This is a genomic window from Paraburkholderia sp. CI2 (assembly GCF_014201055.1).
In the GTDB taxonomy this organism is placed as follows: domain Bacteria; phylum Pseudomonadota; class Gammaproteobacteria; order Burkholderiales; family Burkholderiaceae; genus Paraburkholderia; species Paraburkholderia tuberum.
On the sequence record NZ_JACHDL010000004.1, the window covers coordinates 134,667 to 157,775 of the forward strand.

A 23,109-nucleotide genomic window follows, 5' to 3' on the forward strand; every position below is an offset into this window, starting at 1 on the left:
TTTTGCGTGACACGCGTCGTGTGTATTATTCGCGGTTGTTCAGGTCGTAAAATATATTAATCATGCTGCCGACGATCCCCGACCTGCGCCAGTTGCGCTATTTCGTTACCGTCGCCGAGGAAAAGCACTTCGGGCGCGCGGCCGCGCGTCTGTCGATGACGCAGCCGCCGCTGTCGCAGGCGATCCGCGCGCTCGAGGAGACGCTCGGCGTCGAGCTGTTCGCGCGCACCAAGCGCTCGGTCGAGTTGACGGCGGTCGGCGCCGATCTGTTGCCGGAGGTGCAGCGGCTGCTCGCGGCCGCGGAAGGGCTCAGGCCGCTCGCGCAGAGCCTCGCGCGCGGCGAGGCGGGCGTGCTGTCGCTCGCGTTCGTGTCGACCGCGGATTACGGCCTGCTGCCGCTGCTGCTGCGCGATTTCGGCGCGCGGCATCCGCGCGTGCGGCTCGAACTGACCGAGGCGACCAGCGACGTGCAGGTCGAGGAACTGGTGGCCGGGCGTATCGACGCGGGTCTGGTGATCGCGCCGCTGCCGTCGCGGCATGCGGCGCAGCTGTCGTGGCTGCCGATCGCGCGCGAGCCGCTCGTGATCGCGATGTCGACGGAGATGGCGCAAGGCTTGCGGGGCAGCGTGAACGCAAACGGCAAGGGCAGCGCCGCCGAAGACCCCGCCGCCGAATGGCTCGACATGCCCGTCAGCCTGCGCGATGTCGCCGACGCGCCGCTCGTGATCTTCCCAAGGCGTCTCGCGCCAGGCTTTTATGACATCATTATGGATTGCTACGGCGTTGCGGGCCTCGCGCCACGGATCGGCCAGGAGGCGATCCAGATGCAGACCATCGTGAGTCTCGTGTCGGCCGGCATGGGCGTCGCGCTGGTGCCGCAATCGTTGCGTAACCTGCGGCGCACGGGCGTCGTGTACCGGCCGCTGTCCGAGTCGGTGCCCGCGATCGAGACGGGCCTCGTCTGGCGCACCGACGAGGTCAGCCCGGTGCTCGCGGGCTTCATCGACATCGTGCGCGCGCATGCGGCGAGCGTCGCGTCGCGTGTCTAGATCCCGCTTCTGATTCCCTGTAAAAACTGCTTTCGAACCTGAACTGCCCATAACTACACGATGCTCATTCACCCCAATTTCGACCCTGTCGCCATCCATCTGGGGCCGCTCGCCGTGCGCTGGTATGGCTTGATGTACCTCGTCGCGTTCGTCGCGGCGATCGTCGTCGCCCGGCTGCGGCTGCGGCTGCCGTACGTCGCCGCGCAAGGCTGGACCGCGAAGGATATCGACGACATGCTGTTCTACGGCGTGCTAGGTACGATCCTCGGCGGCCGGCTCGGCTATGTGCTGTTCTACAAGGCGAGCTTTTATTTCGCGCATCCGCTCGACATCTTCAAGGTGTGGGAAGGCGGCATGTCGTTTCACGGCGGCTTTCTCGGCGTGACGATCGCGATGATGCTGTTCGCTTATCAGCGCAAGCGCTCGTGGCTGCAAGTCACCGACTTCGTCGCGCCGATGGTGCCCACGGGCCTCGCAGCGGGGCGCCTCGGCAACTTCATCAACGGCGAGCTGTGGGGCCGCGTGACCGATCCGTCCGCGCCGTGGGCGATGCTGTTTCCCGGCGCCGCGCCTGACGACGCCACATGGCTCGCCGCGCATCCGCAACTGGCCGCGCAATGGCATCTGAACGAAGTGTTCGCGCAATATCACATGCTGCCGCGACATCCGTCGGAGCTGTACGAGATAGCGCTCGAAGGCGTGGCGCTGTTCTTCGTGCTGATCTTTTTCTCGCGCAAACCGAAGCCGCTCGGCGCGATTTCCGCGATGTTCCTGATCGGCTACGGCCTGGCGCGCTTCACGGTCGAATTCGCGCGCGAGCCGGACGATTTCCTCGGCCTGCTCGCGATGGGGCTGTCGATGGGTCAATGGCTGTCGCTGCCCATGATTCTCGCGGGCATCGGCCTGATGGTGTGGGCGTATCGCCGTGGGCGTCGCGAGCAGGCGCAGGCGGTTGGCGCGAACTGAGCGGCGCTCGGCTAGCGTAGCGAGCGTTGCATGAAAAAACGCCACGGCATCGATGGATGCCGTGGCGTTTTCTGTTTGGGCTTGCGCTTGCGCGTCACTTCATCTGCACCGACCCCGACACGTTGACCGTCACCGTCGACGTGCCGCCTTCGAGCGACAGCGGCGCGCTCTTCGCGTCGGCGCCCATCGCGCGTGCGCTCATCATCATCATCGGACGCGGCATCACGCCGCTGTGATTCACGTTGACCTCGCGGATCGAATAGCCGCTAAAGCCGAACGCCTGCGAGGCCGCCGCGGCCTGCTCGCGAAACGATTTGATCGCCTCGCCGCTGAGCCGCTGTTCGGCCGCGCGCTGCGCTTGCGGCGACAGCGAGAAACGCACGTTGCCAACCTGCATGATCGATGCCATCTGTCCGGCGAGCTTCGATGCCGCGGCGAAGTCGCGCGATTCGAGCACGACTTCCGTGCGGCCGCGCCACGTCGTGATGCGTCCGTCGCGGTCCGTCGACGGGAAGATCGAGAACGCGCCCGAGCGCGCGGTCACGCCGCTGACGCCGCGCGCTTTCTGCAATGCCGCGTCGGCGCGTTCGTTCAGCGTCGACGTCAGCGACGACGGCTCGCTCGCTTCCTGCTCGTAAAACAGCGTGATTTCGACTTCGTCCTGCGGGACTTCCGCGCTCGCCTGCGCATTCAGCGACAGCACGCCCGAAGGCTGCGGCATCATGGTCTGCGCTCGAGCGGGCGCAGGGTTCAGTGCAAGTGCCACAGGCGCGCCCAAGGCGAGCGCAAGTGCGAGGGACCGTGCGGTTTTTGTCGTCATGACTGGAATCCTTGTTTGAACAGGTTGTGCACGTTCGACGCGAGCGCCGGGTGTGGCGCGCGGTTTGACGGATGCGCTGGCGAATGCATCGGCTTGCCGTCGAGCGGCCGGTTCGAGCTCACGCTTTCGTCGACCGATTAGGCGCGTTTTACCGACGCTTGGTTCCCCAATTAGTGCTTCGCCGCCGCATCGGAAACGATGACCTGGATGCGATCACGACAGGTGCCGCGTCGCGCGTTCGCCCTTAAACCAGCTGTTTAGTGATGAAGCGCCATTCGGCTTCGGTCACCGGCGTGATCGACAGGCGATTGCCTTTGGCGAGCACGCGCATGTCCTGCAATTCGGCATGCTCGCGCAGCGCGGCAAGCGGAATCAGCGCGATTTTCTTCTTGAACACGACGTCGACGAGCATCCAGCGCGGCGTTTCTGGCGACGATTTCGCGTCGTAGTACGGACTCTTTTTATCGAACTGCGTAGGGTCCGGATACGCGGTCGACGAGACCTCCGCGATGCCCGCGATGCCGGGCTCCGGACAGCTCGAATGATAGAAGAGCACGCCGTCGCCGACCTGCATCACGTCGCGCATGAAGTTGCGCGCCTGATAGTTGCGTACGCCGGTCCACGGCAAGGTGCGATGAGGTGCGTTGGCGAGGTCGTCGATGCTTGCTTCGTCCGGTTCGGACTTCATCAGCCAGTAGCGCATGAATCGGAGTGAGCGTGTGAGATTGAACGAAGCGCTCCAACAGCAGGCGCGTACGGAAAAGCCCCTGAAAAAGGCGCTCAAACGAAAAAACGACGACCAAAGAAAAACGGCATCGAACCGAAGTCCGATGCCGTTCCAGATAAGATCCCCGCCTTAGCCGCTAGGCCGGCATCCTGAACCGAGGGTTCAGAATTGGTCGCAGTTAGCAACACTTCGGGTACATCAGACTGAGTGACGCGCACACCCGTGCTACAAATTTCCGCAACCGTGCACATGGCATTGGTTCAAGGAATGTATGACCTTGGCGAACCAGGCAGGGAAGCTAAACCGATGAAGCTACAACCCAAACCGTTCAACACGTGACCGGTTCGAAACCGGCCCACTACTGCTTACTGCAAGCTGTACTGCTCGATCACAGTACCTAGCTGTTCGTTCATTTGTTGCATTGTACGCCGGATTTCTTCAGCAGGAAATGCTTCTCCGTGTCGCACGCTGCTTTGCAGCTTAAGCAGTTCCGATGCCAGCGACAGCGCAGCCATCACCGCGATGCGATCGGTGCCGCGCACGTTGCTGCCGCTGCGGATTTTCTGCATCTCGGCGTCGACGCGCGCGACCGCCTCGAGCAGCGCGCCTTCCGTTTCCGGCGAACAGGCGAGACGATAGGGTACTTCGAGAATCGATACTTCGATCTGCTTGGTGGTCATGCGCTTTCTCCGTGTCGGCTCACGTCGCTTTCCGCTTCCTCGTGTTCGGGCTGGGCGGACTGGAGCAGATCGAGCTGGTTATCCGGTTCGCTGCTCGCGCGTGCGCGCGGCAATTTTTCGAGAATCGCATTCAGGCGCACCTGAGCGTCGTCGATCTTGGCGGACAGCGCGTCGCGTTCCGCCTGCAGTGCGTCGCGCTCTTCGCGCAATTGCGCGAGTTCCGCATGCGTGGCTTGCACTTCGGCACGCGTTTGCGCGAGCTGCTCTTCGAGCGCGAGCCGCGCTTCGTTGTGGCGCTGGCTGATCGCAATCAGCTTGCCGATGTTCTGGGAGAGTGATTCGAGTTCGGTGAGCATGTGCTGCGTCCTCTAAAGACATCGCATTTTAGCGCGGAATATTACAGGTTCCGACAATTGTCTCGTTTCGAGACGTAACAGCATCGCTTCGTGCACGTTCGTTGGGTGTCGCGTCGTCGACCATAAGATAAAAACCGGCAATCCATCCGACAATAACCTGCATTCAACAGAACCGATTGCGCTCCGGTCGACCTTTCTTGACGCCCCGCGACGCCGCTCCTAAACTTCCCGCACTCTGGTGCCCGCGCGCGCTTTTCGGCGCGCGCAGTTAAACGGGAAGCAGGGCGCGCGCGGTGCCAAAACCGGATGCGCGAACCTGCGCTGCCCCCGCAACGGTAAGCGACCGCATGTGATGTGCTCATGCAGGTCGGTCCTGGTCGCAAGGTTGGAAGTTCAACGTGCGAGTGTGCCACTGCGCGTCACGCGTGGGAAGGCGGGATCGATGTGTCGTAGCCCGGATACCGGCCAGAAAAGAGGGACGTCCCCCCGCGAAAACGCTAAACAAGGGGGCGCCTCGTGACGCGTCGGCCTGCGGGGAAGCAGGCCGCGCACGCTATCCACAGGAATGTCATCCCATGCTGTCCCCCATCGCCCGCGCAACGCTCCTCGCGTTCGCGAGCCTGCCGCTCGTCGTGCATGCGCAAAGCGCCGAGCCCGCGTCTTCATCGTCCGCGACGGATGCAACCGCTGCGAGCGCCGCAAACGTTGCCGACGCGGCCAATCTCACTTCCACCGATGCGCCGGGCAACCTGCTGTCGCCGATCGTCGTGACCGCGCAACGCGGACCGCAAGCGTTGCGCGATGCGATCCCGCAGACCACGCGGTTCGATCAGCAGGACATCGCCGACACGACCGCGACCGATCTGCCCGGCCTGCTGCAACTCGCGCCAGGCGCGCAAATCTCGCGCACGGGTGGCCCCGGTTCGACCACGAGCCTCTTTCTGCGCGGCGCATCGTCGACGCAATCGCTGCTGCTGATCGACGGCGTGCGCGTCGATTCGGTGAGTCTCGGCTCAGCTCAACTCGCACAGATTCCGCTCGATCAGGTCGATCACGTCGAAGTGGTGAACGGCAACGTGTCGGCGTTGTATGGCTCGGGCGCGATCGGCGGCGTCGTGCAGGTGTTCACGAAAGACGGCGGCGATCATCCGCCGCGTTTCAATTTTTCGCTCGGCTACGGCAGCTATCGCACGCAGACGCAAACGGCCGGCGTGAACGGCGCGCTCGATCAGGACGGGCGCACGACCTTCAACATCTCGCTCGCGCGCACGAAGGACGACGGCTTTTCGTCGCTCAATCCGCTCGAGGCGCCGAACGCGAATCCGAACGCAAACGGCAATCTGAACGAGAGCATCAGCGCGTCGCTGCGTCACAAGTTCACCGACAGGTGGGACGCGGGCGTCAGCTACTTCCAGTCGAACAACGACAACAGCTACGACAATGCGTACGGCGAGCCCACCGATCTGAACAATCTCTATAGCAAGGTGCGTCAGGTGTCGGTATTCGCGAACGGCAAGCTGACCGACTGGTGGACCACCCACGTCACGCTCGCCGAGGGCGACGACCGCAGCGTGTCGAACACCAATGGCATCTACAACGGCCGCTTCGATACCGACAATCGCCAGTACACGTGGCAGAACGATTTCGCGCTCGCCGCGAACCAGAAGCTGCAACTCGGCTACGAGCATCTCGACCAGACGCTCGACTCCGACACGTTCGCCGCGCCCGACCGTCACGTCGATTCGGTCTTCGCGGGCTACAGCGCGCGCTTCGGCCGCAACCAGATTCAGGCCAACGTGCGACGCGACCAGTACTCCGATTTCGGTGGAGCGAACAGTTACTATCTCGGCTACGGATTCGACATCACGTCGCGCTGGAAGGTAACCGCAAGCTATTCGGATGCGTTCCGCGCGCCGAGCTTCGACGATCTGTACTATCCGATCAGCGGCAACCCGTCGATCCAGCCCGAGCGTAGTCATTCGGTCGAAGCCGGTTTGCAGTACGCGACCGATGCGCTCGGCGTGATGCGTCTGAACGCATTCCAGACGCGCTATACGAATCTGATCGACTACGTGCAGACGATCCCCGGCATCTACCTCGCGGAGAACGTCGGCCATGCGAAGGTGCAGGGACTCGAGGGATCGTGGAGCGGTCATGTCGGCAAGACCGACGTGCGCGCAACGGTGACGCTGCAGAACCCGGTCGATCTCGACAACGGTACCGACCTCGTGCGGCGCGCGCGTCGGTTCGGGTCGTTCGCGGTGAATCGCAGCATCGGTGGCTGGCGGGTTGGCGGCGAGTGGATCGTCAGCGGTCCGCGCACCGATAGCACGGGCAACCTCGGCGGTTATGGCATCGTGAATATGTCGGCGCGCTACAACGTCACCAAAGCGTGGTACGTCAGTGCGCAAATCGACAATCTGTTCAACAAGGATTATGAAACGGCCTACTCGTATAACTCGCCGCGACGCGGTGCGTATGTCACGCTCGGCTGGCAGCAGCAGTGACGCGCGCGCCGGGTTGGCCGCATGCGTGAGCGCATGCGGATGAGTCGCGCGTCCGCTTCGCTGCGCGCCGCGATGGCGACGCCGCGCCCGATGAACGCGAAACGCGCGGCCGCGATCTGGCTCGGGCTCGCGCTCGCCGCCGTGGCGGTGCTCGGCGCGTCGCTGGTGCTCGGCAGCGTGCCGCTCGCGCCGTCGCGCGTGCTTGCGGCACTCGTGCCGACGCACACGTTCGGCGGCACGGGCAGCGACGATCTCGCCGGCGAAATCGTGCGTACGTTGCGTTTGCCGCGCGCGCTCGCGGGCTTCGCGTGCGGCGCGTTGCTCGCGCTCGCCGGCGCGCTGCTGCAGGTGCTGCTGCGCAATCCGCTGGCCGAGCCATACGTGCTCGGCGTGTCGGGCGGCGCGGCGACGTTCGCGCTCGTTGCGATGATCGCGGGCGGCGCATGGTGGCTCGTCGATGCGAGCGCGTTCGCGGGTGCGTTCGTGTCGATCCTGCTGGTGCTCGGCCTCGCGCGTCGCGAGCTATGGCGCGGCGAGCCGCAGGACACGTCGCCCCGTTTGCTATTGACCGGCGCGGTGATCGCGGCCGGGTGGGGCGCGCTGATCACGCTGCTGCTCAATCTCGCGCCCGACAGCCGTCTGCGCGGCATGCTGTTCTGGCTCACCGGCGACCTCAACGGCGGCGCGCTGCCGTGGACCGCGCTGATGGCGCTCGCGCTCGTGCTGCTTGCGATCGTGCCGGCCGCGCCGCGTCTGAACGTGTTGCTGCGCGGCGACGTGGCCGCGCAGGCGTTGGGCGTCGCCGTGATGCCGCTGCGTTTGCGTGTGTACCTGGTCGCGTCGCTGGCGGCGGCCGCGGCGGTGACGACCGCGGGCACGATCGGCTTCGTCGGTCTCGTCGTGCCGCACATGTTGCGGCTCGCGTTCGGCAACGATCAGCGCATGCTGCTGCCGGCGGCCGCGCTTGGCGGCGGTGTCGCGGTGATGGGCGCGGATCTGATCGCGCGGACCGTGATCGCGCCCGCGCAATTGCCGGTCGGCGTGATCACGTCGCTGGTCGGCGTACCGGTGTTCCTGTGGATGCTGCTCAAACGCCGCCGATGATACGAGCCGAACCCAGCCCCACCTGTTCGATGCTGAGCACGCAGCGCCTGACGTTGCGCGCCGGCGCGCGCACCTTGCTCGACGCGTTCACGCACACGTTCCATGTGGGCGAAATCTGGTGCATCGCCGGGCCGAACGGCGCGGGCAAGACCACCTTGCTATCGACGCTGGCGGGGCTGTTGCATCCGGCGGCGGGCCATGTCGAACTCGATGGCGTGCGCGTGGCCGGCTGGCAGCCGCTGCCGCTCGCACGGCGCCGCGCGCTGATGCCGCAAAGCGCGGCCGATGCGTTCAACGCAAGCGTGCTCGACATCGTGCTGCTGAACCGCTTCCCGCATCTGGGCGGCTGGGGCTGGGAGCGCGACGAGGATCGCGCGGCCGCGCGGGCGGCGCTCGAACGGCTCGGCCTTGCGGACTTTGCGGCGCGCGACGTGCTGTCGCTATCGGGCGGCGAGCGTCAGCGCGTTGCCCTCGCGGCGGTGCTGTGCCAGGACGCGCCGCTGTTGCTGCTCGACGAACCGTTGTCGCATCTCGACCTGCATCATCAGGTCGACTGTCTCGAAGCGCTCGTCGCATGGACGCGCGAACCGCGCCGTAGTGTGCTGTTCTCGTGCCACGACCTGAACCTCGCGCGCCGCTTCGCGACGCACGCGTTGCTGCTCGACGGCGCGGGCGGCGCGTATGCGGGCCCAGCGCGCGATGTGCTGACGCCCGCGTTGACGAGCCGCGCGTTCGGCTATCCGCTGATTCTGATTCGCGACGGCGAGCACGAGGCGCTGATACCCGCGCCGCGCGCGCGTCACGAATCGCCTGCCGGCCATGACGCACAGTCAGGCTGATATTCGTTCCTATCCCTTGTTTCGATCACACCTATGACTCGCATCCCACACCCAGCCGGTTTGCCCGAAGTCGCGCCGCTCGATCAGACGCTGCGCGCCGAGCTGCAGCGGATCATCGATACGCGCACCAAACCGCCCGGCAGCCTCGGCCGGCTCGAAACCCTCGCGCGCCAGATGGGCCTGATCCAGCGTAGTACGCGTCCCACCGTGCAGCGTCCCGCGATGATCGTTTTCGCGGGCGACCACGGCATCGCCGCCGAAGGCGTGAGCCCCTATCCGCAAGCGGTGACCGCGCAGATGGTCGCGAACTTCATCGCGGGCGGCGCGGCGATCAACGCGCTCAGTCGCGTCGCGGGTCTCGAACTCGAAGTGGTCAACGCGGGCATCGCGACGCCGCTGCCGTCCACGGACCGACTCGTCGACATTCCGGTCGGGCCCGGCACGCGCAACTTCGCACACGAAGCCGCGATGACGCACGCCGAAGTGCTCGCCGCGATGCAGGCGGGCGCCGCGCGCGTGCGTCATCACGCGGCGCTCAGCACGAACGTGATCGGCTTCGGCGAGATGGGCATCGCGAACACCTCGGCGGCCGCGTGTCTGATGAGCCGCCTGTGCGGTGTGCCGATCGACGACTGCGTCGGCCGCGGCACGGGTCTCGACAATGCCGGACTCGCGAAGAAGCGCAACGTGCTCGCGGCGGCGCTCGCGCGCCATGCGGATGCACGCGCGCCGCTCGACGTGCTCGCGACCTTCGGCGGCTTCGAAATCGCGATGATGGCGGGCGCGTATCTGGCGGCCGCCGAGGCGCGCATGACCATCCTCGTCGATGGCTTCATCGCGACGTCCGCGCTGCTGGTCGCCGATGCGTTCTCGCCCGACGTGCGCGAGTACTGCGTGTTCGCGCATGCGTCGAACGAGGCCGGGCATCGGCGCATGCTCGATCATTTCGGCGCGCAGCCGCTGCTGTCGCTCGACATGCGGCTCGGCGAAGGCACGGGCGCCGCGCTCGCGGTGCCGTTGCTGCGCGCGGCGGTGGCCTTCGTCAACGAGATGGCCAGCTTCGATTCGGCGGGCGTCGCCGATCGCGAACCGTGAAGCGCGTGAGCACGCGCTTCGCGATAACGCGAAGCTCGGCCCGCAGCGCCGTGAACCTGCACTCGCCACGTTCATGAACCCGCTCGCGGAACTGCGCTATTTCTTCACGGCGCTCGGTTACTTCACGCGCGTGCCCGTGCCGCGCTGGGTCGGTTTCGAGCCGCATTATCTGAACGCCGCGGCGCGCTATTTTCCGCTCGTCGGCGTGTTGGTCGGCGGCTTCAGCGCGCTCGTCTATCTGGCCGCGCTGTGCGTGTTTCCGGCGAGTGTCGCGGTGCTGCTGTCGATGGCCGCGTCGCTCGTGGTCACGGGCGCATTTCACGAGGACGGTCTCGCCGATTGCATCGATGCGTTCGGTGGCGCCTATACGCGCGACGATGCGCTGCGCATCATGCAAGACTCGCGCATCGGTGCTTTTGGTGCCATCGCGCTCGTGATCGCCCTGGCGATCAAGTGGCAAACGCTCGCGGCGTTGCCACCGCTGCGTGCCGCAAGCCTGATGCTTGCGGCGCATGGCGCGAGCCGCGCGTGCGCGATCAGTTACCTGGCCACGCTCGACTATGTGCGCGCGGCCGGCAAAGCCAAGCCGGTCGCGCAGCGTTTGAGCGGGCCGGCGCTGCTGTGCGCCGCGCTGTTCGGGCTGCCCTGGCTGCTGTGGCCGAACGGCCCCGGCATGCCCGACTGGCGTTTTGCCGCGCTCACGTGTGCTGTGCTGTTCGCACTGCGCTTTGCGATGGGCCGTTATTTCGTCAGACGCATCGGCGGCTATACCGGCGATTGCCTCGGCTTCGCGCAGCAGATCTTCGAATTGAGCATCTACCTGGTGGGGCTTGCATGGATATCGTCCTGATTCGACATCCCGCTGTCGCGCTCGAGGCGGGGATTTGTTACGGCCATAGTGATGTCGCGTTGGCGGAAAGCGCCGAGGTCACGTCCAATGCGTTGGCGGTGAAGCTCGCGAGCTTGCAGGTGCCGGCGCCGCGTGTGCTGATCACGAGTCCGCTTACGCGCTGCGCCGCGCTAGCGACCGAGATCGCGAACGACTTCGGCTGCGTGGTCAGCCACGACGAGCGCTTGAAGGAAATGGATTTCGGCGAGTGGGAAGCGCAGCGCTGGGATACGATCGATCGCGCGCTGCTCGACGACTGGGCCGCCAATTTCGAACATGCGCGCGCGCACGGCGGCGAGAGCGTCGCGCAATTCGTCGCGCGTGTGCGAGCGTGGTTCGATGCGTTCGCGCTGACGCGCGAGCTGTCGCCCGCATACGTGGTCACGCACGCGGGCGTGATGCGCGCGATCGCGTCGTGGGTGCTGGAGGTGCCGCTCGCGCATTGCCTGCAGTGGTCGCTAGATATGACGGGGATCGTCTGGTTGCGACGTAACGACGAGACGCTGCAGTGGTCGCTCGTGCGATGGAATGCGTGACCCGCGTGGTCATCCGGAAAACCGATCCTTTTTTCTCGCCACACGCGGCGCCGTCATGGCGCGGGCTGCTTGCTGCGCGAGCGCGCCAGTTCGAGGTCCTCGCACAGTTGCCGCGCGCCTTGCGCGATGCGCGGCGCGGGGCGATTGATCAGATCGCCGTCGATCGCAAACAGGTTGTTGTTCGCGACGGCCGCGAGGCCCGGCCATGCGCGCCATGTGTCGAGTTGCGGCAGCATCGTGTCGGGCCGCGTCGCGCCGGGTGCGGCGGTGACGATCGCCTGCGGATTCGCCGCGAGCACCGCTTCGATCGACACGGTCGGCACGAGCGGCTGCAGGTCCGCGAACACATTGCGGCCGCCGCATAGCGTGATCACGTCGCTGATCATGTGCTCGCCGTTGAGCGTCATCAGCGGCCGGTCCCATACCTGATAAAAGACGCTGACGGCCGGGCGGTTCGCATACCGCGCGCGCAGACGGGCGATGTCGTCGCGGAAGGCGGCGGCCGCCGCATCCGCGCTCGCCGATGTGCCGAGCAGCCGGCCGAGCCTGGTCAGCGACACGGCGATATCGTCGAGACGGCGCGGCTCGCTGAAAAAGAGCGGCACGTGTAGCTCGCGCAAGCGTTCGAGCTGGCGCTGCGCGTTGCCGTGCCGCCATACGACGATCAGGTCCGGTTTCAGCGCGACGATGCGTTCGAGGTCGAGCGCCTTGTTGTCGCCGACGCGCGGGAGTTGCTTCGCTTCGGGCGGATAGTCGCTGTACGACACGGCGCCGACCATCTTTGGGCCGCCGCCCGCGGCGTACAGCAATTCGGTCACGTGCGGGGCGAGGCTGATCACGCGCCGCGCGGGCGCGGCGAGCGTGACGGTCGCGCCGCTGTCGTCGGTGACGGTGATCGCGGCGTGCGCGCTCAGTGCGGTCAGCGCGAGGGCTGCGGCGCCGAACCAATGGAGGAAGCTATGCGCGGGCGGGGCAAAGCGGATGGAACGAGCAAAGCGGATCATCGGACGAGGGCGGATCACGAAGCGTTGAGCGGCTTGGGTGCGAAGGTCACTGCGCTAACTCGACCGCGCGGTATCGATCGAGTCAACCGCCTGTTGCAACTGTTGCTCGAAGCGGGTCCATTCGGCTTCGTCGCCCGGCAGCCCGAAGCGCACACTGGCCGATGGCACCCGAAGCGATGGCGGAAACAGGCGCGTCCACACGCCGCGCCGCGCGAGCGCTTCATGCAGCGCGGCGGCGCGCGCATCGTCGGTCCATGCGAAAAGCGGCGTGCCCCGTGTCGCGAAACCGTGCGCATGCAACAGCCCGGCAAGCCGCGCGCTGTCGCCGATGAGCCGCTCACGCATCCGCGTTTGCCACGCGGCATCGTCGAACGCGGCGCTCACCGCATGGCGCGCGGGACCGCTGACGGTCCACGCCCCCAGCCTGTCGCGCAACGCGGCGAGCAATGCGGGCGCGCCCAGCACGAAGCCGGCGCGCACACCCGCGAGCCCGAAGAACTTGCCGGGCGAGCGCAACACGACGAGCCCGTCCCGATGCGTATGCGCCGCCAGCGACGCGACCCGCGCGGCCGGCAGCGTATCGGCGAACGCTTCGTCGACGAGCAGCGTGCCGCCGCGTTCGCGCAGCTGCGCGTGCCAGTGCAGCAGCCTGGCGGCATCGATATGCGTGGCGGTCGGATTGTCGGGGTTGACGATCGCGACGTGCGTGAGCGCGGCGGGCAGCGTGTCGCGATGCACGTCGAGCGGCGCGACCGCGTGTCCGGCGCGCGCGAACGCGGGCGCGTACTCGCCGTAGGTCAGCGGCGCGATGCCGACCGTCGCGGGCGAGAGCAACGCGGGCAGCGCGCGAATCGCCGCCTGGCTGCCGGCGACGGGCAGCACGTGCGCGGCATCGGGCGCGCCGTAGTAGCGCGCGGCCCGCTCGGCGAAGCCGTCGCCTTCGTCGGGCAATCGGCGCCACGCGTCGGCGGGCAGCGGCGGCACCGGATAGCCGTGCGGATTGATGCCGGTCGACAGATCGAGCCACTGCGCGTACGCAATGCCGTAGCGCGCCGCCGCTTCGTGCAGGTTGCCGCCGTGCGCGATCGGGCCGCTTGCGGCGTGCTCGCGCGGTTGCGTCCAGTCGCTCATGCGCTCATCCCATCGCTACGCGCGTCGTTCCGCTCAGCCATGAAACGGCACGCTCAACAACGCCAGCACGATCAGCACGGCCAGCCAGAGAATCACCGTGCGTTCGACCAGCATCAACGCGGCGCCCACATGACGCGCCTCGGCGGGACGCCCGAAGCCCAGCGTCGGCCGATGCTCGAGCGTGCCGTGATACACGGCCGGCCCGCCGATCAGCACGTTCAGGCTGCCGGCGCCGGCGGCCATCACCGGGCCCGCGTTCGGGCTGTCCCAGCGCGGCGCCTGCTCGCGCCAGCAGCGCCAGGCGGTCAGCGTGTCGCCGAGCAGCGCGTAGCTCGTGGCAGTCAGGCGCGCGGGAATCCAGTTCAGCACGTCGTCGATGCGCGCGGCGGCCCAGCCGAAGCGCAGATAGCGCGGCGTGCGATAACCCCACATCGCGTCGAGCGTATTGGCGAGGCGAAAGCCGAGCGCGCCAGGCCCGCCCGCGAGCGCGAACCAGAACAGCGCGCCGAAGATCGCGTCGTTGCCGTTTTCGAGCGCCGATTCGACCGCGGCGCGCGCGAGCGCGGCCTCGTCCGACTGCGCGGTGTCGCGCGAGACGATCCGTGCGGTCAACTCACGTGCCGTGGCCAGATCGCGTTGGCCGAGCGCCCGCGCGATCGGCGCGATGTGATCGCGCAGGCTGCGCGCGCCGAGCGCGAACCACAGCAGCGCGACATGCAGCGCGCAGGCCGCGAACAACGGCAGCACGGCGACGAGCCACCACGCGATCAACACCGGCGGCAGAACCGCGAGCGCCCATGCGAGCAGGCCCCTGAGCCGCAGACGCCGGTCGTGATTGAAGCGCGCCTCGATACGCGCCGCCCAGTTGCCGAACCCGATCAGCGGATGCCGGCGGTTCGGCTCGCCGAACCAGCGGTCGACGGCGACGCCCGCGACCGCGAGCGTCGCGACCAGCGGCATGGTCAGCGGCGGCATCACGCGCGGCTCGCGCTTTTCAGCGCGAGCGGCAGTCCCGCGACCATCAGCGTGGCCGCGCTGCTCAACGCGGCGATGCGCTGATTCAAGCGCCCGAGTTCGTCGACGTAAAGACGCGTGGCTTCGCCGAGCGGCACGACGCCGAGGCCGATCTCGTTGCTGACGACGATGATCTTGCCGCGCGCGCCGGCGAGCGCCGCTTCGAACGCGGCGGCCTGCTCGTAGTAGTGCGACAGCGGCGCCGCTGCGCCGTCGGCGGGACATAGCAGGTTTGCGAGCCACAGCGTCAGGCAGTCGATCAGCAGACACTGGCCCGGCGCGTCGTGTTGCGCGAGCGCGCCGGCGAGGTCGTCGTCCGCTTCGACGAGCCCCCAATGCGCGGGCCGCCGTTCGCGATGATGCGCAATGCGCGCGTTGAATTCGGCGTCGTCGGTAACGCGGGCGGTGGCGATGTAGATGACGGGGAAGGCGCTGTCGCTGGCGAGCCGCTCGGCATGCGCGCTCTTGCCTGAGCGGGCGCCGCCGAGGACGAAGGTGAGGTCGCGGGGAGTCATCCTATGATTGTACCGGCGCGATGGGATAATGCCGCTCGATTGCATTGCAACGCCACTGTCCACACTGTCCATCTTCCACCTGCACCGCCGTGACCCGAATGACCATTCCTCCCGACACCCTGCCCGTGCCGCGCGGCACGCTGATGATCCAGGGCACCACGTCCGACGCGGGCAAGAGCACGCTGGTTGCGGGACTGTGCCGCCTCGCGCGGCGCGCGGGTGCGCGGGTCGCGCCGTTCAAGCCGCAGAACATGGCGTTGAACAGCGCGGTGACCGTCGACGGCGGCGAGATCGGCCGCGCGCAGGCATTGCAGGCGCTCGCCGCGGGCATCGACGCGCACACCGATCTGAACCCGGTGCTGCTGAAGCCGACCAGCGATCGCGGCGCGCAGGTGATCATCCACGGCAAGGCGCGCATCAACCTCGACGCCCGCGCGTATCACGACTACAAGCCAGTCGCGTTCGAGGCGGTGCTGGAGTCGTATGCGCGACTGCGCGCGTCGTACGACACGATTTTCGTCGAAGGCGCGGGCAGTCCGGCCGAGATCAATCTGCGCGAGCGCGACATCGCGAACATGGGTTTCGCGGAGGCGGTCGACTGCCCGGTCGTGCTGGTCGCCGACATCGATCGCGGTGGCGTGTTCGCGCACCTGACCGGCACGCTCGCGTGTCTGTCCGACAGCGAGCAGGCGCGCGTGCGCGGCTTCATCATCAACCGCTTTCGCGGCGACATCGGTCTGCTGAAGCCCGGGCTCGACTGGCTGGAAGCGAAGACCGGCAAGCCGGTGCTCGGTGTCGTGCCATATCTGCATGGCCTGACGCTCGACGCCGAGGACATGCTGCCGCCCGAGCTGCGCGCGGCGGCGAGCGTTGATTCGCGCCGTCTGCTGCGCGTGGTCGTTCCGGTGCTGCCGCACATCAGCAATCACACCGACTTCGATGCGTTGCGCGCGCATCCGCAGGTCGATTTTCACTATGTGCGCGCGGGTACGCCGCCGCCGGCCGCCGATCTGATCATCCTGCCGGGCTCGAAGAACGTGCCGGACGACCTCGCGTTTCTGCGCGCACAGGGCTGGGACGACGTGCTCGCGCGGCATCTGCGCTACGGCGGCCGCGTGATCGGCATTTGCGGCGGCATGCAGATGCTGGGCCGCGAGATCGCGGATCCGCATGGCGTCGAGGGCGCACCCGGCACCTTCGCGGGCTTCGGCTGGCTCGACTATGCGACGGTGCTCACGCGCGACAAGGCGCTGAAGAATGTGACCGGGCGCCTCGCGCTGCCCGGCACGCCGGACGTCGCCGGCTACGAGATTCATATGGGCGAGACGCGCGGGCCGGCATTGGACAAGCCGGCGCTGCGACTCGACCACGCTGGCCCGCACGAGGGCGGCGCGGACTTTGGCCGTCCCGATGGCGCGATGTCCGCCGATGGCCAGATTCTCGCGACCTACGTGCATGGCCTGTTCGACACGCCGGCCGCGTGCGCGGCGCTGCTCGCATGGGCGGGTTTGAGCGATGCCGAAGCGCTCGACTATCCGGCGTTGCGCGAGGCGTCGCTGGAGCGGCTGGCCGATACGCTGGCCGGGCACGTCGATATGCGCAGGCTGTTCGCGGCGCTGGGGTGACGCTTTGCGCCGGCCTCTTTTATCGGCCTGAACGCGATTGCTGCGAGCGCGGTTCGCTCAGTACAACACCATCTGCGTGCAACGAAACAGCGCGATGGTCTTACCGTCCGGACCGGTGACCGTCGCGTCCCAGACCTGCGTGCTGCGCCCAAGGTGCACGCCCTTCGCGACCGCGCGGATCGTGCCCTGCGTCGCGGTGCCGAGGAAGTTGCTCTTCAACTCGATCGTCGTGAAGTTGCGCGAGTTTTCGGGCAGATGCGCGATGCACGCGTAGCCGCACGCGGTGTCGGCGAGGCCGATCACCGTGGCCGCGTGCAGGAAGCCGTTCGGCGCGAGCAGCGCCTCGCGCACGGTCAGTTCGGCGACCAGCGTGCCTTGTTCCAAGGTCAGCACGCGCAGGCCCAGCAGGTCCGGCAGCGTGCCCTTCTGGCGCTCCAGCAGGCGTTCGACGGTGTATTCCGGGCGCAGTTTGCTCATGAGATTCAGGTCCTTGTGGAAAAAAACGGCGGGTTGGAGCGGCCGATTCGCGATGCGGGGGCTTCGGCCGCGCTGAATTTGTCGATATTATCAACGGCTGGACCGGTGGGCGTCCCTGGAAACCGAACTTCGAACGGCAGCGATCGTGGAGCCCGCCGACGCCGGTCACAGCGGATCGGCGGGGACGGAGCAATAGCGCGGCAAACCGGCTGGCGGTGTCCAGCCTTCTTTCCGGGAGATTTCATGTCGGTGATCGTGGTGGCGAATCCGAAGGGCGGCGTGGGCAAGAGCACGCTATCGACCAATCTGGCCGGCTATTTCGCCGCAGCGGGCGAATGGGTCGCGCTGGCCGACCTCGACAAGCAGCACTCCGCGCATGCGTGGCTCGAATTAAGGCCCGCCACGCTGCCGAACATCGAAACCTGGGAGGTCAATCCCGACACGCCGGCCAAGCCGCCGAAAGGCCTCGAGCACGCGGTCGTCGACACGCCGGCCGGCCTGCACGGCAATCGCCTGAACATCGCGCTCGATCTCGCCGACAAGGTGATCGTGCCGTTGCAGCCGTCGCTGTTCGATATTCTCGCGACCCAGGAATTTCTCGAGCGGCTGGCGAAGGAAAAGGCGGTCAGGAAGGGCGCGATCGAGGTCGGCGTGGTCGGCATGCGCGTCGATGCGCGCACGCGCTCGGCCGAGCAGCTGCATCGCTTCGTCGAGGGATTGAAGCTGCCGGTGCTCGGTTTTCTGCGCGACACGCAGAACTACGTGCAGCTCGCGGCGCACGGCCTGACGCTGTGGGACGTCGCGAAAAGCCGTGTGGAGAAGGATCTGGAGCAGTGGCAGCCGATCGTCGAGTGGACGAACGGCGCGGGGAAGAAGGGCTGAGGCGGGGGCTGCCCGCCATCAGTCAAGCGTCAAGCTGAGCTTCGCTCAGCTCCAGGCCTGCGTGGGCACGTGGTCGCGGCTGCCCTTGATCTTGTTGTTTTCATCGACGAACACGAGGTCCGGCTTCCAGCCCGCCTTCAACTCCGCCTCGTCGACCACCGCGAACGCCGCGATGATGACCAGATCGCCGAGCTGCGCGCGACGCGCGGCCGAGCCGTTCAGCGAAATCATGCCGCTGCCGCGCTCGCCCTTGATCGCGTAGGTCGAGAAGCGCTCGCCGTTGTTGATGTTCCAGATGTCGATACGCTCGTTTTCGACGATGTTCGCCGCTTCGAGCAGATCTTCGTCGATCGCGCACGAGCCCTCGTAGTGGAGCTCGCAGTGCGTGACCGCGACGCGGTGAATCTTCGACTTCAGCATATTGCGTTGCATGATCAATCCAATCCTGTGTGACTGCGCAGTGTAACTGTGTTCGCGCGGGCGGTTGCGGCGTCAGATTTCGAGGTTGTCGATGAGCCGGGTCGCGCCGAGCTTCGCGGCGGCCAGCACCACGAGCGGTGCGCTGGCGTCCTGCGCGCCGGGCGCGATCAGGTTCGAGCGCTTGCGGATCGCGATGTAATCGGGATTCCAGCCGCGCGCCGCGAGCGTCGCTTTGGCCGACTCTTCGAGTTTCGCGAAGTCGCGCTCGCCCGCGAGCACCGCGTCGCGCACCCGATTGAGTTCGGCGGCCAGCATCGGCGCCTCGGCGCGTTCGGCGGCCGAAAGGAACCGGTTGCGCGAGCTGAGCGCGAGGCCGTCGGTGTCGCGCACGGTTTCGGCGGCGACGATGTCGGTCGGCAGCGCGAACTGGTGGCACATCTGGCGCACGATCATCAGCTGCTGGTAATCCTTCTTGCCGAACACCGCGACGCGCGGCTGCACGCACGACATCAGCTTCATCACGACCGTGCACACACCGTGGAAGAAGCCGGGGCGGAATTCGCCCTCGAGGATGTCGCCGAGATCGTGCGGCGGATGCACGCGGTATTCCTGCGGCTCCGGATACATGTCCCTTTCGGTCGGCGCGAACAGCACGTAGACCCCTTCCTTCTGCAGCTTCTCGATGTCGGCTTCGAGCGTGCGCGGATATTTGTCGAAATCCTCGTTCGGGCCGAACTGCAGGCGGTTGACGAAGATGCTCGCCACGACCGGGTCGCCGTGCCGGCGCGCGAGGCGCATCAGCGACAGGTGGCCCTCGTGCAGGTTGCCCATCGTCGGCACGAAGGCCGTGCGATTCTGGCCGCGCAACTGGTCGCGCAATTCATGGATCGAGCTGATGACTTTCATGATCGGGCAGGGATAGGCTCGCGCGCCGCGCGATCCGGTTGGCGCGACACCTGGCGGAATCGCGCGGGTCATCGCCTCACCGGCAAATGACGGGTTCGGAGCGCGGATTGTAGTGGATTTGGGCAGCGGACGCACCGAAACGCGGCGGCACTTCCGAGCGGCGCGCGACGAGCTTGCCGCGCACTCCCCGCTGAGGCCCGCCAAGCTTCGCTGCGACGGTGTTCGTAGCGAGATTTCCACGGTCCGGCCGCGGTCCGGCCGTCAAGCGGCCGTCATTCAGCGTTCAGGCCGGCAGATACGCCAGCCGCACGTAAATCGGCGCGAACGGCTCCGCCTGGGTGATTTCGACGAGCGATTCACGGCACAGCTCGAGCACGGCGATGAAATTCACGATGACGACCGGCACGCCGCGGCTCGTGTCGAACAGATCGGAAAACTCGATGAAGCGCGCATTCTGCAACTGCCGCAGGATCAGGCTCATGTGCTCGCGCACCGACAACTCCTCGCGCGAAATCTTGTGATGCTGGACCAGCTTCGCGCGCTTGATCACGTCGGCCCACGCGGCGCGCAGGTCGTCGCTGTTCACGTCCGGGAAGCGCGGGGCGACACTCTGCTCGATGTAGACCTCGGCGCGCAGGAAATCGCGCCCAAGCTGCGGCAACTGGTCGATGCGTTGCGCGGCGAGCTTCATCTGCTCGTATTCGAGCAGGCGGCGCACCAGTTCGGCGCGCGGGTCTTCGGCTTCCTCGCCGGTGTCGGCCTTCTTGACCGGCAGCAGCATGCGCGACTTGATTTCGATCAGCATCGCGGCCATCAGCAGATACTCGGACGCGAGTTCGAGATTGGTCTTGCGCAGTTGCTCGACGTAGCCGAGATATTGCACGGTGACATCCGCCATCGGGATGTCGAGCACGTTGAAGTTCTGCTTGCGGATCAGGTACAGCAGCAGGTCGAGCGGCCCCTCGAAGGTCTCGAGGAATACCTCGAGCGCGTCCGGAGGGATGTACAGGTCGTTCGGCAGCTTGAACAGCGGCTCGCCGTACAGACGCGCGAACGCGACGCCGTCGACCGTGTCGGGCGTCGAATCGGTGGCGGGCGTGGAAAGCGCGGTGTCGGACGGTGCCGGCGCTGGGCCGTGAACCGGGCCGTGAACGGGGCCGTGTATCGGGCCGTGTATCGGGCCGTGAAGCGGACCATGCACCTCGTCAGCGTGACTCATCGTCGGCGTGACTGGGGAGCTTAGAAGTTCTGGTAGTACGAGTAAGGCGTCTGCTGCACGCGCGAAGTTTTCTGCTCGGCGCGCTCTTCCAGATCGATCGGCTGTTTGTCCCACAGCAGTGCGCGGCCTTTGCGTTGCTCGGCCTCCAGATTGGGCTTCTGTTGTTTGAGCTGGTTCAGGAACTGGGTGATGTCCGATTGATACATGGCTCGACGTCCGTGGTGGGTAGGGTGGCGGCTCTCGGGCTGGCCGCTGCGCGGTGCCGCGGGGAGGGCGCCGTCGTCCGCGATTTTACCGCATGCGTCGCGGGCGGTCGAAAATCGCCGCGGGCCGCCCATTTTTGAGATGAAGCGCGGAGCTCCGCCAGGGGCACGAGAGAGGCCGATCGGGGTCGCGTTGTGGTCAAATAGCATGCCTCGATCGCATGCGCGGCCGGGGCGCGAGAATTCACTCATTGAGGCCGGAGGTCCTGTTTGGCGGGAGGTACGATCGACATGCCGCGTGCGTTGCGCGGCGAGACCGGCCAGGCGCGCGGGCGCGCGCGTGAGCGCGAGGCGCTCGCGCGGTGCTGGCTGCGTGTGTCGCTCGCCATCGGCCTCGGCCTCCTGATGTCGCTGCTCGCCTTGGGCAAGGCTCACGCGGCGAGCAAGGCACCGAGCTACAAGGTCGAGGTGGTCGCCGAGCCGCGCGCGCTGCGCCGGCTGCTCGAACAGAACCTCGATATCTCGCGTTTCGCGAAGCGGCCCGACGTCACCGACGACCAGTTCTCGTTCCTGATCACCGCGACGCCACAGCAGGTGCGCGATCTCGCCGCGACGCAGGGCTATTTCTCGCCGCTCGTCAGCACCGACGTGCGCACCGTCGACAACCTGCGGCAGGTCACCGTGCGCGTGGAGCCGGGCCCGCAGACCAAAGTCACGTCGGTCGATCTGTCGTTTCGCGGCGCGGTGCTGACCGAAGACCCATCGCGCGAAAACGCGACGCGCTTCGCGTTCTCGCTGCACGAGGGCGAGCCGTTCTCGCAGGGCGCCTGGGACGACGCGAAGAACGCGTCGCTGCACGAGCTGCAATCGCGCCGCTACCTCGCCGCGAAGATCTACCACTCGGAGGCGCTGATCGATCCGCGCACGCACACGGCGAAGCTGTCGGTGATCTACGACAGCGGGCCGACCTTCACGATGGGCCAACTCGACGTGCAGGGCACGAAGCGCTATCCGGAGCGCATCGTCCACAACGTCAATCCGATCTCGCCGGGCGACATCTACGACACGCGCACTGTCGCCGAACTGCAGCGGCAACTGCAGAACACGCCGTACTTCGCGAGCGTCGCGATCGACCTCGACAACAACCCCGCCAAGCCGCTCGACACGCCGGTGCACGTGAAGGTGTCGGAGTTTCCGTATCACAGCTTCCGCGGCGGCGTCGGCTATTCGACCGACAACGGCCCGCTCGTGCAGGGCGGCTACACGTATCTGAACACGTTCGGCGCGGCGTGGCCGTTCACCGTCGAGGGCCGCGCCGACAACACGCAGCAATACGGGCAGATCCAGCTGTCGATGCCGCCGGGCCAGCGCGGGTGGACCAATAGCGTGCTCGCGTCGTACACGACCACCGACGTCTCCGACACGCGCATCTACAGCATCCGCGGCGGCGTGCAGCGCTCGCGCACGTCGCAGTTCCTCGACTACAGCTATTCGCTGCTGTTCTACGACGATCAGCTCGACCAGAACGCGGCGCCGCCGACCCGCGCGCACGCGCTGGTGCCGGGGTGGTCGTGGACGCGGCGCGACACCGACGACCCGCTGTTCCCGCGCCGCGGCAACCTGATCCACGTCGAGGCGGGCTTCGCGGTGAAAGGTCTGCTCGCCGACCAGTCGTTCATCCGCGGCTACGCGCGCGGCCAGCAGTATTTCCCGATCGGCGTCGACGACATCGTGCTGATCCGCGCCGAACTCGGCGGCGTATTCACGAGCGGCAGCTCGAGGGGCATTCCGGCGTCGCTGCTGTTCCGCGCGGGCGGCTCGAACTCGGTGCGCGGCTACGGCTTCCAGAGCATCGGTAACAACGTCGCCGGCTCGATCCTGCCGACCAAGTACCTGGTGACGAGCGCGGCCGAATACCAGCACTGGTTCTCGCACAACTGGGGCGCGGCCGTGTTCTTCGACATCGGCACCGCGACCGACACCTGGGGCGAAAAAGTTTTCTATCCGGGCGCCGGCGTCGGCGCGCGCTGGCGCAGCCCGGTCGGCCCGGTCAATCTCGATGTCGCTTACGGGATCCGCGATAACCGGGTGCGGCCGTATATCACGCTCGGCATCGCGTTCTGACGTTTTGACGACAACCCACTA

Annotated in this window: 24 protein-coding genes, 1 other RNA gene and 1 riboswitch; of the genes, 11 read left to right on the forward strand and 14 right to left on the reverse strand. The window is 66.7% G+C overall.

Annotated features, from left to right (window positions below):
- Positions 1-62: 62 nt before the first annotated feature.
- Together HDG32_RS08010 and lgt are read left to right on the forward strand one after the other, a co-directional pair.
- A complete protein-coding gene (locus tag HDG32_RS08010; RefSeq protein ID WP_184065300.1) occupies positions 63-1,049 on the forward strand; it encodes a LysR family transcriptional regulator in 987 nt (328 codons plus the stop codon).
- Between the two features lie 60 nt (positions 1,050-1,109).
- Positions 1,110-2,015: a prolipoprotein diacylglyceryl transferase gene (gene lgt / locus HDG32_RS08015; RefSeq protein WP_184065302.1), complete on the forward strand. Its 906-nt coding sequence runs from the start codon at positions 1,110-1,112 to the stop codon at positions 2,013-2,015.
- Between the two features lie 94 nt (positions 2,016-2,109).
- Here the strand turns inward: lgt and HDG32_RS08020 are convergent, their stop codons facing one another.
- From HDG32_RS08020 to HDG32_RS08040, 5 genes are all read right to left on the reverse strand, one after another.
- Positions 2,110-2,835 (reverse strand): SIMPL domain-containing protein, encoded by a 726-nt coding sequence (locus HDG32_RS08020; protein ID WP_184065305.1) that lies wholly within the window; start codon positions 2,833-2,835, stop codon positions 2,110-2,112.
- Between the two features lie 244 nt (positions 2,836-3,079).
- Complete coding sequence (locus HDG32_RS08025) at positions 3,080-3,538, reverse strand: EVE domain-containing protein (protein WP_184065310.1); 459 nt, start codon at positions 3,536-3,538, stop codon at positions 3,080-3,082.
- 141 nt (positions 3,539-3,679) lie between these two features.
- Positions 3,680-3,861, reverse strand: a non-coding RNA gene (ssrS, locus tag HDG32_RS08030) — 6S RNA.
- Positions 3,862-3,927: 66 nt separating this feature from the next.
- On the reverse strand, positions 3,928-4,242 hold the full coding sequence (locus HDG32_RS08035; RefSeq protein WP_184021048.1) for a cell division protein ZapA: 315 nt from the start codon (positions 4,240-4,242) through the stop codon (positions 3,928-3,930).
- Positions 4,239-4,598, reverse strand: coding sequence for an ATPase (locus HDG32_RS08040; RefSeq protein WP_184065313.1), 360 nt, complete (start codon positions 4,596-4,598; stop codon positions 4,239-4,241). The genes HDG32_RS08035 and HDG32_RS08040 overlap by 4 nt, the downstream gene beginning before the upstream one ends.
- A 219-nt stretch (positions 4,599-4,817) precedes the next feature.
- Positions 4,818-5,083, forward strand: a riboswitch (cobalamin riboswitch).
- 90 nt (positions 5,084-5,173) lie between these two features.
- Between HDG32_RS08040 and HDG32_RS08045 the strand changes: the two genes are divergently transcribed.
- From HDG32_RS08045 to cobC, 6 genes are all read left to right on the forward strand, one after another.
- The gene (locus HDG32_RS08045) at positions 5,174-7,105 is read left to right on the forward strand and encodes a TonB-dependent receptor domain-containing protein (RefSeq protein WP_184065316.1); all 1,932 of its coding nucleotides are present in this window, start codon (positions 5,174-5,176) and stop codon (positions 7,103-7,105) included.
- A gap of 39 nt (positions 7,106-7,144) precedes the next feature.
- Positions 7,145-8,209, forward strand: a complete 1,065-nt coding sequence (locus HDG32_RS08050; RefSeq protein ID WP_184065319.1) for an iron ABC transporter permease — start codon at positions 7,145-7,147, stop codon at positions 8,207-8,209.
- 29 nt (positions 8,210-8,238) lie between these two features.
- Complete coding sequence (locus HDG32_RS08055; RefSeq protein WP_409340011.1) at positions 8,239-9,048, forward strand: ABC transporter ATP-binding protein; 810 nt, start codon at positions 8,239-8,241, stop codon at positions 9,046-9,048.
- 33 nt (positions 9,049-9,081) lie between these two features.
- A complete protein-coding gene (gene cobT, locus HDG32_RS08060; RefSeq protein ID WP_184065322.1) occupies positions 9,082-10,143 on the forward strand; it encodes a nicotinate-nucleotide--dimethylbenzimidazole phosphoribosyltransferase in 1,062 nt (353 codons plus the stop codon).
- 73 nt (positions 10,144-10,216) lie between these two features.
- Positions 10,217-10,993 carry an adenosylcobinamide-GDP ribazoletransferase gene (locus HDG32_RS08065; RefSeq protein ID WP_184065325.1) on the forward strand — a complete coding sequence of 259 codons (777 nt, stop codon included), beginning with the start codon at positions 10,217-10,219 and terminating at the stop codon, positions 10,991-10,993.
- Positions 10,978-11,568, forward strand: a complete 591-nt coding sequence (cobC, locus tag HDG32_RS08070; protein WP_184021063.1) for an alpha-ribazole phosphatase — start codon at positions 10,978-10,980, stop codon at positions 11,566-11,568. Before HDG32_RS08065 ends, cobC begins: the two co-directional genes overlap by 16 nt.
- A 53-nt stretch (positions 11,569-11,621) precedes the next feature.
- Here cobC and HDG32_RS08075 read toward each other — a convergent pair whose 3' ends face one another.
- From HDG32_RS08075 to cobU, 4 genes are read right to left on the reverse strand one after another with little or no spacing between them, the layout of a single operon-like run.
- Positions 11,622-12,572: a cobalamin-binding protein gene (locus HDG32_RS08075; protein WP_184065329.1), complete on the reverse strand. Its 951-nt coding sequence runs from the start codon at positions 12,570-12,572 to the stop codon at positions 11,622-11,624.
- A 54-nt stretch (positions 12,573-12,626) separates the two neighbouring features.
- Positions 12,627-13,703 carry a threonine-phosphate decarboxylase CobD gene (gene cobD, locus HDG32_RS08080; RefSeq protein WP_184065332.1) on the reverse strand — a complete coding sequence of 359 codons (1,077 nt, stop codon included), beginning with the start codon at positions 13,701-13,703 and terminating at the stop codon, positions 12,627-12,629.
- Positions 13,704-13,736: 33 nt separating this feature from the next.
- Positions 13,737-14,678: an adenosylcobinamide-phosphate synthase CbiB gene (cbiB, locus tag HDG32_RS08085; RefSeq protein ID WP_184065335.1), complete on the reverse strand. Its 942-nt coding sequence runs from the start codon at positions 14,676-14,678 to the stop codon at positions 13,737-13,739.
- Positions 14,678-15,232 (reverse strand): bifunctional adenosylcobinamide kinase/adenosylcobinamide-phosphate guanylyltransferase, encoded by a 555-nt coding sequence (gene cobU / locus HDG32_RS08090; RefSeq protein WP_184065338.1) that lies wholly within the window; start codon positions 15,230-15,232, stop codon positions 14,678-14,680. Before cobU ends, cbiB begins: the two co-directional genes overlap by 1 nt.
- Before the next feature lie 98 nt (positions 15,233-15,330).
- On the opposite strand from cobU, the gene HDG32_RS08095 reads away from it, so the two are divergent.
- Positions 15,331-16,857, forward strand: coding sequence for a cobyric acid synthase (locus HDG32_RS08095; RefSeq protein ID WP_184065341.1), 1,527 nt, complete (start codon positions 15,331-15,333; stop codon positions 16,855-16,857).
- A gap of 57 nt (positions 16,858-16,914) precedes the next feature.
- Here HDG32_RS08095 and HDG32_RS08100 read toward each other — a convergent pair whose 3' ends face one another.
- Entirely contained in the window at positions 16,915-17,334 is a 420-nt protein-coding gene (locus HDG32_RS08100) for a PaaI family thioesterase (protein ID WP_184065344.1), read from the reverse strand.
- 243 nt (positions 17,335-17,577) lie between these two features.
- On the opposite strand from HDG32_RS08100, the gene HDG32_RS08105 reads away from it, so the two are divergent.
- On the forward strand, positions 17,578-18,216 hold the full coding sequence (locus tag HDG32_RS08105; protein WP_184059634.1) for a ParA family protein: 639 nt from the start codon (positions 17,578-17,580) through the stop codon (positions 18,214-18,216).
- A 45-nt stretch (positions 18,217-18,261) separates the two neighbouring features.
- Here the strand turns inward: HDG32_RS08105 and panD are convergent, their stop codons facing one another.
- The 4 genes from panD to HDG32_RS08125 all read right to left on the reverse strand — a co-directional run bounded on the left by panD (position 18,262) and on the right by HDG32_RS08125 (position 20,967).
- Complete coding sequence (gene panD, locus HDG32_RS08110; RefSeq protein ID WP_018431692.1) at positions 18,262-18,648, reverse strand: aspartate 1-decarboxylase; 387 nt, start codon at positions 18,646-18,648, stop codon at positions 18,262-18,264.
- A 60-nt stretch (positions 18,649-18,708) separates the two neighbouring features.
- Complete coding sequence (gene panC / locus HDG32_RS08115; protein WP_184065347.1) at positions 18,709-19,542, reverse strand: pantoate--beta-alanine ligase; 834 nt, start codon at positions 19,540-19,542, stop codon at positions 18,709-18,711.
- A gap of 283 nt (positions 19,543-19,825) precedes the next feature.
- Positions 19,826-20,761, reverse strand: coding sequence for a ScpA family protein (locus tag HDG32_RS08120; RefSeq protein ID WP_221307657.1), 936 nt, complete (start codon positions 20,759-20,761; stop codon positions 19,826-19,828).
- A 20-nt stretch (positions 20,762-20,781) separates the two neighbouring features.
- Positions 20,782-20,967, reverse strand: coding sequence for a DUF3460 family protein (locus HDG32_RS08125; protein ID WP_184007962.1), 186 nt, complete (start codon positions 20,965-20,967; stop codon positions 20,782-20,784).
- 267 nt (positions 20,968-21,234) lie between these two features.
- On the opposite strand from HDG32_RS08125, the gene HDG32_RS08130 reads away from it, so the two are divergent.
- Complete coding sequence (locus tag HDG32_RS08130) at positions 21,235-23,088, forward strand: autotransporter assembly complex family protein (protein WP_184065350.1); 1,854 nt, start codon at positions 21,235-21,237, stop codon at positions 23,086-23,088.
- Positions 23,089-23,109: the final 21 nt, after the last annotated feature.